7 protein-coding genes are annotated in these 11,983 nt (G+C 68.6%); 2 read left to right on the forward strand and 5 right to left on the reverse strand.

Annotated elements, in window-relative coordinates:
* Positions 1-152 precede the first annotated feature (152 nt).
* Complete coding sequence (locus ACQHII_RS13740; protein WP_427919583.1) at positions 153-3,047, reverse strand: vitamin B12-dependent ribonucleotide reductase; 2,895 nt, start codon at positions 3,045-3,047, stop codon at positions 153-155.
* A gap of 165 nt (positions 3,048-3,212) precedes the next feature.
* Complete coding sequence (gene nrdR / locus ACQHII_RS13745) at positions 3,213-3,764, reverse strand: transcriptional regulator NrdR (RefSeq protein WP_019072899.1); 552 nt, start codon at positions 3,762-3,764, stop codon at positions 3,213-3,215.
* Between the two features lie 563 nt (positions 3,765-4,327).
* On the opposite strand from nrdR, the gene lexA reads away from it, so the two are divergent.
* The gene (gene lexA / locus ACQHII_RS13750; RefSeq protein WP_427919584.1) at positions 4,328-5,107 is read left to right on the forward strand and encodes a transcriptional repressor LexA; all 780 of its coding nucleotides are present in this window, start codon (positions 4,328-4,330) and stop codon (positions 5,105-5,107) included.
* Positions 5,108-5,254: 147 nt separating this feature from the next.
* Here lexA and ACQHII_RS13755 read toward each other — a convergent pair whose 3' ends face one another.
* The 3 genes from ACQHII_RS13755 to ACQHII_RS13765 all read right to left on the reverse strand — a co-directional run bounded on the left by ACQHII_RS13755 (position 5,255) and on the right by ACQHII_RS13765 (position 10,431).
* Positions 5,255-7,243 carry an ATP-dependent DNA helicase gene (locus ACQHII_RS13755; protein WP_427919585.1) on the reverse strand — a complete coding sequence of 663 codons (1,989 nt, stop codon included), beginning with the start codon at positions 7,241-7,243 and terminating at the stop codon, positions 5,255-5,257.
* Between the two features lie 327 nt (positions 7,244-7,570).
* Positions 7,571-8,305, reverse strand: coding sequence for a GNAT family N-acetyltransferase (locus tag ACQHII_RS13760; protein ID WP_427919586.1), 735 nt, complete (start codon positions 8,303-8,305; stop codon positions 7,571-7,573).
* Between the two features lie 110 nt (positions 8,306-8,415).
* A complete protein-coding gene (locus ACQHII_RS13765; RefSeq protein WP_427919587.1) occupies positions 8,416-10,431 on the reverse strand; it encodes an IucA/IucC family protein in 2,016 nt (671 codons plus the stop codon).
* Between the two features lie 298 nt (positions 10,432-10,729).
* Between ACQHII_RS13765 and ACQHII_RS13770 the strand changes: the two genes are divergently transcribed.
* Positions 10,730-11,959: a trypsin-like serine peptidase gene (locus tag ACQHII_RS13770; protein WP_427919588.1), complete on the forward strand. Its 1,230-nt coding sequence runs from the start codon at positions 10,730-10,732 to the stop codon at positions 11,957-11,959.
* Positions 11,960-11,983 lie beyond the last annotated feature (24 nt).

The following is an 11,983-nucleotide window of genomic DNA, read 5'->3' on the forward strand; positions in this document are numbered from 1 at the left end:
GCGCACGCTATGCGCGCTGAGGGAGATTAACTGCTGATCGTTCTGCTGGGAACCCGGATTCTTCCCGGGGCGGGAAACGCCGAGGGCGGCGAAGCCCGAATTCCGACTCCGCCGCCCTGACCAGCTACTTCACTTCAAGCAGCTGCCCTGGTTCAGCTGCACCCGCTCGTCGACCCGCACCCCTCGCAGATGTAGCAGGAACCGGCCCGCTGCATCTTCGTACCGCAGGAGAAGCAGAGCGGGGCGTCCGCCTGGATGCCCAGTTGCATCTCCACCAGTTCGGCGCTGGTGTGCGCCTGCTGCGGGGCGGGCTTGGCCGCCTCGGTGACGGCCTTCGGGGTGGCCACGGCCTTCAACTCCTGGGCGCGCGGCGCCGACTGGGCCAGGCCCTCGACGTCGACCTCGTCCTCGGTCGGCTCGTACGAACCGGTCTCCAGGTGACGCTGACGCTCCTCGGCGGAGTGGATGCCGAGCGCGGAACGCGTCTCGAAGGGCAGGAAGTCGAGCGCCAGGCGGCGGAAGATGTAGTCGACGATCGACTGCGCCATCCGCACGTCCGGGTCGTCCGTCATGCCGGCCGGCTCGAAGCGCATGTTGGTGAACTTCGAGACGTACGTCTCCAGAGGGACGCCGTACTGAAGGCCCACGGAGACGGCGATCGAGAAGGCGTCCATCATGCCCGCGAGGGTGGAGCCCTGCTTGGACATCTTCAGGAAGACCTCGCCGAGACCGTCGTCCGGGTAGGAGTTGGCGGTCATGTAGCCCTCGGCGCCGCCGACCGTGAAGGAGGTCGTGATGCCCGGGCGGCCCTTGGGAAGACGCTTGCGGACGGGGCGGTACTCGACGACCTTCTCGACCGCGGTGCGGATGGTGTCCTCGGCCTTGGCGGTGACCTCGGCCTTCTCCTTCTCCTTGGTCTTCGCGGAGAGGGGCTGGCCGACCTTGCAGTTGTCGCGGTAGATCGCGAGCGCCTTGACGCCCATCTTCCAGGCCTCGAAGTAGACCTCCTCGACGTCCTCGACGGTCGCCGTCTCCGGCAGGTTGACCGTCTTGGAGAGCGCGCCGGAGATCCAGGGCTGGATGGCGGCCATCATGCGGACGTGGCCCATCGCGGAGATGGAACGCTCGCCCATGGCGCAGTCGAACACCTCGTAGTGCTCGGTCTTGAGGCCCGGGGCGTCGATCACGTTGCCGTTGTCGGCGATGTGGGCGACGATCGCCTCGATCTGCTCCTCCTGGTAGCCCAGGCGGCGCAGGGCCTGCGGGACGGTGCCGTTGACGATCTGCATCGAGCCGCCGCCGACCAGCTTCTTGAACTTGACCAGGGCGAGGTCGGGCTCAAGTCCGGTGGTGTCGCAGGACATCGCGAGACCGATGGTGCCGGTCGGGGCGATGACGGACGCCTGCGAGTTACGGAAACCGTTCTTCTCGCCGAGGCGCAGTGTGTCCTGCCAGGCCTCCGTGGCGGCGGCCCAGATCGGCGTGTCCAGGTCGTCCACGCGCGGGGCCGTGGTGTTGGCGTCGGCGTGCTGCTTCATGACGCGCAGGTGCGGCTGCTCGTTACGGGCGTAGCCGTCGTACGGGCCGACGACCGCGGCGAGTTCGGCGGAGCGCTTGTACGACGTGCCGGTCATCAGGGAGGTGATGGCACCGGCGAGGGCACGGCCGCCGTCGGAGTCGTACGCGTGGCCGGTCGCCATCAGCAGGGCGCCGAGGTTGGCGTAGCCGATGCCGAGCTGGCGGAACGCGCGCGTGTTCTCGCCGATCTTCTGCGTCGGGAAGTCCGCGAAGCAGATGGAGATGTCCATCGCGGTGATGACGAGCTCGACGACCTTGGCGAAGCGCTCGACCTCGAAGGACTGGTTGCCCTTGCCGTCGTCCTTGAGGAACTTCATCAGGTTCAGCGAGGCGAGGTTGCAGGACGTGTTGTCCAGGTGCATGTACTCGCTGCACGGGTTCGAGCCGTTGATACGGCCGGACTCCGGGCACGTGTGCCACTGGTTGATGGTGTCGTCGTACTGGATGCCCGGGTCGGCACAGGCCCAGGCCGCCTCGGCCATCTTGCGGAACAGCTGCTTGGCGTCGACCTCCTCGATGACCTCGCCGGTCATGCGGGACGTCAGGCCGAACTTGTCGCCGTTCTCGACGGCCTTCATGAACGTGTCGTTCACGCGGACCGAGTTGTTGGCGTTCTGGTACTGCACCGACGTGATGTCGTCGCCGCCCAGGTCCATGTCGAAGCCCGCGTCGCGCAGGGCGCGGATCTTCTCCTCTTCCTTGACCTTGGTCTGGATGAAGTCCTCGATGTCGGGGTGGTCGACGTCCAGGATGACCATCTTGGCCGCGCGGCGGGTGGCGCCACCGGACTTGATGGTGCCCGCGGAGGCGTCGGCACCGCGCATGAAGGAGACCGGTCCCGAGGCGTTGCCGCCGGAGGAGAGCAGTTCCTTGGAGGAGCGGATGCGGGACAGGTTCAGGCCGGCGCCGGAACCGCCCTTGAAGATCATGCCCTCTTCCTTGTACCAGTCGAGGATCGACTCCATGGAGTCGTCGACGGCCAGGATGAAGCAGGCCGAGACCTGCTGGGGCTGCGGGGTCCCGACGTTGAACCACACGGGGCTGTTGAAGCTGAAGACCTGGTGCAGGAGGGCGTACGCCAGCTCGTGCTCGAAGATCTCGGCGTCGGCGGGCGAGGCGAAGTACTTGTAGTCCTCGCCGGCCTTCCGGTACGTCTTCACGATGCGGTCGATGAGCTGCTTGAGGCTCACCTCGCGCTGCGGGGTGCCCACGGCACCGCGGAAGTACTTGCTGGTGACGATGTTGACCGCGTTCACCGCCCATTCGGCGGGGAACTCGACGCCACGCTGCTCGAAATTGACCGAGCCGTCGCGCCAGTTGGTCATGACGACGTCACGACGCTCCCACTCCACCTCGTCGTACGGATGCACGCCGGGGGTGGTGTGAATACGCTCGATGCGCAGTCCCTTGGTGACCTTGGTGCCCTTCGCGCGGGAACCTCGTGCCGGACCGCTCGCCGTCTCTGTCATGCCGCCTCCCTGTACAGGCAAAAACGCCCTGAAATGCCACGATGTTCCCGTGGCAGAGTGTTTGTCTGGTGTCACGGCAGCCCACACGCTCATGGCTCCGCGACAAGTCCTGGTCCGCCGCCGTCCGGCCGGATCCGGGGTCTGTGCCCGGTTCCGGCCCGCCGGTCAGTCGGCGGAGTGGGCGGGCACCGGGACCTGAACAGTCCCTCCGGGCCCGCCGTCGTCTTCCTGGCTCCCCGATCCCGCGTCTTCGTCGTCCGCGGCGGGGCCTGGCGTCGCTTCCCTCAGTTCCACGATCGCGGCCTCGAAATCGTCCAACGAGTCGAACGCCCGGTAGACGGAGGCGAATCGCAGATAGGCGACGAGGTCGAGTTCCTGCAACGGGCCGAGTATGGCCAGCCCGACGTCATGGGTGGTCAGTTCGGCGCTTCCGGTGGCGCGCACCGCCTCTTCGACCCGCTGGCCGAGCTGGGCGAGTGCGTCCTCGGTGACAGGCCGTCCCTGGCATGCCTTGCGCACACCGTTGATGACCTTGGTACGGCTGAAAGGCTCGGTGACTCCGGACCGCTTGACCACCATGAGCGAGCACGTCTCCACGGTCGTGAAACGACGGGAGCAGTCAGGGCACTGGCGGCGCCGGCGGATCGACGTGCCGTCGTCCGTCGTACGGCTGTCGACAACACGGCTGTCGGGGTGCCTGCAGAAGGGGCAGTGCATGATCTCCAACCCTCCCTCACAGCAGACTCAATAGCCTCGTAAGACCCCTTGGGCCTCTCGAAGCAGCCCCAAGCATAGGCGATGGCCGAGACGATGGAGACCCGGGGGACCACAACTTCTGGGCTGCTGCCGCAATCCAACCACTAGATGTGGTGATTGGCTTACACAAACACGCCGCACGCGCGTGTCGCGCCCGTATTGGCATGTGCCATACGGCCATACCGTCGCCCGGAACACGCTGGCGCACACCCGTACCGCCAGGGCACTTACGGAGATACCGTGAGCGCGGCACGGAGAAGACGTGGGGCTCCCGCACAGACCCGGACCGGCCCCCGGCCGGCGGGACACCGGGTGGCAGACTGGGGCAACAACCCGCAGGTCACCAACCGGGCGGCGAAGAGTCCGACAACGGGCCCTTTGTCGGCCAGGTGACACGTCGGCCATACACCCAGACACATGATCGCGGCAGGCTATCCGCGTTTTTTCACTCGAACGTGTGTTTGGCGCAACCTTTCGAAAGCAACTACCGTTGTCCAGCAGGGAGAACATCGAGAGGGGCCGACGTGACCACCACCGCAGACAGTGCCACCATCACTGCCCAGGATCGCTCCCAGGGCCGACTCGAGCCGGTGCATGCAATGAACGAAGCCGCGAATGCCGAGGGACACAAGCGCTCCCTGCCGGGCCGACCTCCCGGCATCCGGGCGGACAGCTCGGGGCTCACGGACCGGCAGCGCCGCGTGATCGAGGTCATCAGGGACTCGGTGCAACGACGGGGCTACCCGCCGTCGATGCGCGAGATCGGGCAGGCGGTCGGCCTGTCCAGCACGTCCTCGGTCGCACACCAGCTGATGGCACTGGAGCGCAAGGGCTTCCTGCGCCGCGACCCGCACCGCCCGCGCGCGTACGAGGTCCGCGGCTCCGACCAGTCCTCGTCGGTGCAGCCCACGGACACCGCGGGCAAGCCGGCCGCGTCGTACGTCCCGCTGGTGGGCCGGATCGCCGCCGGTGGCCCGATCCTCGCCGAGGAGTCGGTCGAGGACGTCTTCCCCCTCCCCCGCCAACTGGTCGGTGACGGTGAGCTGTTCGTCCTCAAGGTCGTCGGTGACTCGATGATCGAGGCGGCGATCTGCGACGGCGACTGGGTCACCGTACGCCGCCAACCGGTCGCGGAGAACGGCGACATCGTGGCCGCCATGCTGGAGGGCGAGGCCACCGTCAAGCGTTTCAAGCGCGAGGACGGCCATGTCTGGCTCCTCCCGCACAACTCCGCGTACGAGCCGATCCCCGGCGACGACGCGACGATCCTCGGCAAGGTGGTGGCGGTGCTGCGGCGCATCTGACGCCCGCAGCGGGCGGGGCCGTATCGGCCCGGCCCCCTGACCGGACCCCGGGACCCCTGCGCCGGTTCCGGGGTCCTGTGCTGTCCCGGGTCCGGCGGGAGCCGCTGTCGATCGGCGGGTGCCCTGAGACACCAGGGCACCCGCCGGTCACTCCGTCTCCGCTTCCGCCTCCGCCTGCTTCGCCTTCGCGTCGATCGCCGCCAGCGACCTCCGGGCCTGGTTACGGTCCGTGGTGTACCAGAAGTCGGGCAGTGAAGCCTTGAGATAGCTGCCATAGCGGGCGGTCGCCAGCCGCTGATCCAGTACGGCGACCACACCCCGGTCTCCAGACGCCCGGACGAGACGGCCGGCGCCCTGGGCCATGAGGAGCGCCGCGTGTGTCGCGGCCACCGCCATGAAGCCGTTGCCCCCCGCGTCCTCGACCGCCTTCTGGCGGGCGCTCATCAGCGGGTCGTCCGGACGCGGGAACGGGATCTTGTCCATGACGACCAACTGGCAGCTGGGGCCCGGGACATCGACGCCCTGCCAGAGCGACAGCGTGCCGAAGAGACAGGTCTTCGGGTCGGCCGCGAAGTTCTTGATCAGCTCGCCGAGCGTCTCCTCGCCCTGGAGCAGGATCGGGTACTCGGGGATGCGGGAGCGCAGTTCTTCGGCGGCGAGTTGGGCACCCCGCATCGAGGAGAAGAGGCCCAGGGTGCGACCGCCCGCCGCCTGGATCAACTCGGTCAACTCGTCCAGCATGTCGGCGCGATCGCCGTCCCGCGCGGGGCGCGAGAGGTGCTTGGCGACGTACAGGATGCCCTGCTTCGGATAGTCGAACGGCGAGCCCACGTCGACGCCCTTCCACTGCGGGAGGTCGTCGCCCGCCGTGCCCTCGGGGGCGAGCCCCAGGGACGCTCCTACGCCGTTGAAGTCGCCGCCGAGCTTCAGCGTCGCGGAGGTCAGGGTGACCGAGCGGTCCGCGAAGAGCTTCTCCCGGAGCAGGCCGGACACGGACATCGGGGCGACGCGCAGGGAGGCGCCGAAGCGGTCGTGGCGTTCGTACCAGACGACGTCCCACTCGGAGCCGTTGCTGATCCGCTCCGCCACGTCGTGCACGGACTCCACGGAGGCCAGTGCCTGCTTGCGGACCGCGTCCTCGTCCTGCACGGACTTGTCGCGGGTGGCACCGATCCCGGAGATCACCGTACGGCAGGCGTCGCGCAGTGCCATGAGCGCGTATCCGAGGTCCTCCGGGATCTCCTCCAGGCGGCCCGGCAGCGCGAGCTCCATGAGCCGCTCGAAGCCCTCGGCGGCGGTCTGGAGCTGGTCGGCGGCCTTCTCGTTGACCAGCTTCGCGGCCCGGCGCACCGCTCGGTTGACCTGGCCCGGGGTGAGCTCGCCGGTGGCAACTCCGGTGACCCGCGAGACCAGTTCATGGGCCTCGTCGACAATCAGCACCTCGTGCTGCGGGAGGACGGGGGCGCCCTCGATCGCGTCGATCGCGAGCAGCGCGTGGTTCGTGACGACGACGTCGGCGAGCTTGGCGCGCTCACGGGCCGCCTCGGCGAAACACTCCGCTCCGTAGGCGCACTTCTGGGCGCCCAGGCACTCCCGGGAGGACACCGACACCTGCGCCCAGGCGCGATCAGAGACGCCGGGCGTGAGGTCGTCGCGATCGCCGGTCTCGGTCCCGTCCGTCCAGTCACGCAGCCGCAGCAGGTCCTGGCCCAGCTTGCTGGTGGGGGCCGCCGCCTCGAACTGGTCGAAGAGGCCCTCCTCCTCGTCCTGCGGCACGCCCTCGTGGAGGCGGTGCAGGCACAGGTAGTTCGACCTGCCCTTGAGCATCGCGAACTGGGGGCGGCGGCGCAGCAGGGGATGTAGTGCGTCGACCGTGCGCGGCAGGTCGCGCTCCACCAGCTGGCGCTGGAGCGCGAGGGTGGCGGTCGCGACGACCACACGCTCCCCGTGCGCGAGCGCGGGCACCAGGTAGCCGAGTGACTTTCCGGTACCGGTGCCGGCCTGGACCAGCAGATGGGAGCCGTCGTCGATCGCCTCCGCGACGGCTTCGGCCATGGTCACCTGGCCGGGGCGCTCCGAACCGCCGACGGCAGTGACGGCAGCATGCAGGAGTTCGGGGAGTGAGGGCTTCGTCATAGCGCGACCAACCCTACGGGGCGGGACTGACAACCGGGCGATCAAGGCTGAGGGAGGGGCTGGGGCAGGACCGGTGAGCTTTCGGACGGGGACGGATTTGGTTCCGGTGGGGACTGGTTTCGTTCGGGTGGGGGCGGATGGAGATCAGGTCGGAGCGGACGGGGATCGGGGTGGACCGGACAGAGATCGGGGTGGATCAGACGCGGATTGGTTTGGCTGAGGAGGAACAGGGTCGGTTGGGTTGAGGTGGAACCAGATCGGTTCGGTTGAGGTGGAACCGGATCGGTCCGAGCGGTGTACCAAAAGTGATGGCGCAACCACACGGCGCTAAAGCAGATCGCGCACGGAACGGTCTCGGAGCATGAGTGCGGCCCGCTTGGCCGGCAGGTCCACCTCGGCGGAGAACCGGAAACCGGCGCTCAGGAAGGCGGCTACGGAGGGGGTGTTGCCAATGTCCGGTTCGGCGACGACGCGGGCGCAGGCGGGGCGCTTGTCGAGTACGAGGTCGGCTACGGTCCGGACGAGAGTGCTGCCCACCCCTCGTCCTCGGTCGGCGACGTCACCGATGAGCAGGTGGATACCGGTGTCGTGCGGTCGCGCGGGGTAGTGGCGAGCCAGGGGGTCGAGGTCCGCCCGGTAGATCTCCCAGTAGCTCATCGGGGTGCCGTCCAGCACACCGAGACACGGGACGCTGCGTCCGTCGCCGGCGAGTTGGGCGCGCAGGTGGTTCTCGGTGAGCGTCCGGGGGCCGGCCAGCTCCCAGAATTCCGCGACCGCAGGGTCGTTCATCCAACCGCTGATGAGGGGGAGGTCTCGCTCGCAAAGGACAGGGACGAGGTGGAAGACACCCACGGGGGTACGGATCCGCCCCCAGTCACCGACACGGCCGAGGAGTTCGTCGCGGTCGGCCGCGTCCGCCTCAGCGCAGAGGGCGAGGAACTCCTCGGGCAGGCGAAGGTCGAGGGTGTCCTCGGCGTCCGTGCCGGAACTCCGGCCGATACCGGAGCCCGGAGTGCAGCCGAGGACTGTCGCGGTGTCGGCGCTCGCATCGGTGGGGCGCACGGTGACGCTCCTCTCAAAAGATGGGGTGGATTCAAGAGATGGGGTGGGTCATGTTCCTCAGGGGCGACGGGAGTTGGCGGCGGTCAGAAATGAAGGCGAGTTGGCGGCGATCAGGAGTGAAGGGGGTTGGCGATGGTGACGTAGACGGACTGGGTGTCGACCGGGCCGACGAGTTCGTCGAGGCCGTGCAGTCGGGTCAGCAGGTTGGCCTTGCAGCGCAGGACGGGTGAGTCGAGCAGGCGGGCCGGCAGGGAAGTGCGCAGCCGGGCGGGACCGGAGGCCACATCGCGGAGGAAACGGCGGAAGGCAGAGAGCAACAGGCGTTCGTCGGCGAGACCTTGCGAGCCGAACGCTCCGATGAGACCGAGCACGTTGTTGATCGCGAGGTAGTACGCGAAGCGTTCGTCGGTGACCTCGTCGGAGACGAAGGTGTCACTGTGTTCGCCGATGCCGGGCAAACGGGCGTCGAGTTCCGCGCGCCGGGACGCGCGGAAGTAGTAGCCCTGGTTGTCGCGGTAGCGGCCGCCCGCGGGCCAGCCCGCACCGTCCAGCAGGAGCAGCGTGTTCTGCTGGTGTGCCTCCAGGGCGATGCCTGCCTCGCCGTCCAGCCACAGCACGGGACGGACGACCTGCTCCAGGTAGCGCAGGAACCACTCGGCGGCGACTGTTTCACGGGGCCGGCAGGTCCGCTCGGCGAGGCCGGTGACGACTTCGGCCAGCCGGGACCGCAGCAGGGGCTCATCGGACGCGGGATAGCCGGAGTGGCCGGTCCCCGAAGTCGCCTGCGGTCCGTCGGCGTTGGCCCTCCGACCGGTGTATGGCCGGGGTGAGACGAGCCCGGCGACACAGGAGACGTCGTCGGACGGACTGAACGGGTTGTGCCGGATCACCACGTCGATTCCGGCCAGGGGCACACGCGTACCGCCCGCGCTCCCTTGGCCACGGTCGGCACCGCCCCCGACCGCCGGCGCGTCGACTGCCAGCCACGCCGGGTCGCGGACGATGTCGAAGCCTGGGTGGACGGCCTGCCACTGCTGGGACAGGCCGCTGCGCAGCAGGCGGTGCACTTCTACGCCGCGATGGAGTCCTTTGCGGAGGTTCTCACGACGGGAGTTGGTGATGCGGAGGCCCAGGGACAGCTTGAGCATGGCTAGGGCGCCGGATTGGTGGACGGTGCGCACGGAGGACGTGGGATGCCACGGGGTGCCGTAGGGGCCGAGGTCCTGGAGCGACCCGGTGTCGAGCAGGGCCGCGATGTCGGCACGGTGTCGGATCTCACGCCACTGCCAGGGGTGCAGGGGCAGGGCAGCGTGTCGGTCCGGCAACGGCAGCCCGGGGCCGGCGAGTCGGGCCGTGAGCTGGGCGGCGGAGACAGATCGACCGCCTTCCGTCCAGGCCGAGTCGGTGGCGAGTACGGAGGGGGCGACTGCCAGCCAGTGCAGTGCGAAGGAACCGCGCAACTCCGGTGAGTACAGACGGACTTCGGCCTCTGAGAGACCCTCGCGGCTCTTCGGGGTCGGGTGGAGCGGGTGGCCGAGGAGGAGCGCCTGTTCGGCGGAGAGGAAGAGGTCGGGGCCGTCGGCCGGGTGTGCTCGGCGGTCGGTGACGAACGTGGCGGTGCGTCGGAGGGAGTCGGCCACGCGAGCCACCAGATCGGTGCCGGTGTCGGGTGTCGTCGCACCTGCAACCGCCGCTCCCGGTCCGGAGTCGGCATCACGTGCGGCCGTCTCCCTGGCGAGCAGCGCCGCGACCGTCACCGCGTCGGCCGGTGGCGCACCGTGCGGAGCGTTGGACAAGTGCGCAAGGCCGAAGCGGTGCCAGCCCGTCGGGGACCAGTAGTGGACCTGGGCGTGCAGGGCCGTACCGCTGGCGGGTAGGGGGATGCGTAGGGTGCCGTCGTCGGGAGCGGGGAGGTTCGTTTCGCGCACCCAGCAGCGCAGCAGGTTCTCAACGGCCGCGGCCTGGGCGGCGGTTCCCGGGTCGGGATGCTCCAGGAGGCCGGCACCCGCGCCCCGGGGTCGGCTCACTTCCGGGCTGCGCGGCTGCTGTTGGGGAACCGACTCGGCCGACGCCACTGCCAAGGTGTGCGGGTGGGAGTGGCTGTCGGAGGTGGATGTGGGGTTCAAGACTGTTCCTCGGGATGTGAGATCTCGCGTCGCCCCGGGCACAGCGGACCACTCACCGAACAGCAGCCCCCTCCGCCCCTGCCGAAGCCAACCCCCGTACCGCCCAACGGGTTACGGGTTGCTTCAAGATCCTTGCCGTAGCGAAACCGTTGCCGTTCCGTCGGAAGTCCCCCACAGCGAGCGCATAGTGTGTGATGCCGTTCCCGAAGGTCGTGAGTTCGGCGTGAACTCACCATGAGTTCCGGCTGAGATCACAGCCGTGGCGCACCATCCGTTCACTCCAGGGGGAGTCAAGACCATGCGATCGATACGGCCGTCCTTCACCACCCGGCGTGGGAGGGGTGCGCGTCGCGGAACCACCCCCGTGCTGACCGCCGTTGCCCTCGCCTCGGCGCTCGCGCTCACCGCGACGGCCTGCGGTTCGAGTGACACCAAGGCGGACGGGCAGTCCACGGCGTCGGCGACCAGCGGTGACACCGGCGACGGCAAGATCAAGATCCCGGACGACATCAAGAACAAGCTCAAAGAGCACGGGATCGACATCGACAAGTGGAAGAACGGCGCCTGGAAGAACTGGGACAGGGACGACTGGCTGCGCGAGGCCAACGACTACATCAACCCGATCATCGAGGGGCTGTGGAGTTCCGGCCGGATGCGGGACGCCAACGACCCGGACAAGGGCGTCGACACCAACGACATCTCCGGTGACCAGGGCGTGACCGACCCGACGCCCGCGGTGGTGGACGCGAAGGCCGTGTCGCCTACGTACCACGCCAACGCGGCGACGGCGGGCAAGGTGTTCTTCGATGCCCCCGAGGGCACGATGGTCTGCTCGGCGACGGTCGTGGAGGACCCGGCGCACCCGGGCAAGTCCAACCTGGTGTGGACGGCGGGCCACTGCGTGCACGCCGGCAAGAACGGCGGCTGGTACCGCAACCTCGCGTTCGTGCCGTCGTACAACAACTCGGGTATGAAGACGGCCCAGTTGCAGACGGCCACCCGGGACCAGGTCGCTCCGTACGGGGTCTGGTGGGCCGACTGGGCGCAGACCTCGCAGCAGTGGATCGACCAGGGCGGCGAGACGGGCGGGCAGGGTTCGTCGTACGACTACGCAGTGATCCATGTGACGCCCGAGAAGGGCAGTGGGGGCAAGTCCCTTGAGGAGACGGTCGGTTCGGCGCTGCCGGTGAACTTCGACGCGCCTGCCGTACCGAAGGTGTCGAGCATCACGGCGACCGGCTATCCCGCGGCGAAGCCGTACGACGGTTCGACGCTGTACCAATGCGCGGACAAGCCGGGGCGGCTGTCGATCAACGCCTCGGACCCGACGATGTACCGCATCGGCTGCAGCATGACCGGCGGTTCGTCCGGCGGCGGCTGGGTGGAGACGGGCACGGACGGCAAGCCGGCGCTGGTGTCCAACACCTCGATCGGCCCGGTGACTTCGGGCTGGCTGGCGGGTCCGAGGCTGGGCGATGTGGCCAAGGGCGTGTACGACTCGGTCAGCAAGAAGTTCGCAGGGCAGTAGACACTGCTGAGGCTCGCCCCGGGG

The organism is Streptomyces sp. cg40 (assembly GCF_050320165.1).
Lineage (GTDB): Bacteria > Actinomycetota > Actinomycetes > Streptomycetales > Streptomycetaceae > Streptomyces > Streptomyces hokutonensis.

Bases quoted from the DNA above. Each gene is read 5' to 3' on its own strand.
- nrdR (WP_019072899.1), bottom strand. From the start codon at position 3,764: ATGCACTGCCCCTTCTGCAGGCACCCCGACAGCCGTGTTGTCGACAGC.
- ACQHII_RS13740 (WP_427919583.1), bottom strand. From the start codon at position 3,047: ATGACAGAGACGGCGAGCGGTCCGGCACGAGGTTCCCGCGCGAAGGGC.
- ACQHII_RS13755 (WP_427919585.1), bottom strand. From the start codon at position 7,243: ATGACGAAGCCCTCACTCCCCGAACTCCTGCATGCTGCCGTCACTGCC.
- ACQHII_RS13770 (WP_427919588.1), top strand. From the start codon at position 10,730: ATGCGATCGATACGGCCGTCCTTCACCACCCGGCGTGGGAGGGGTGCG.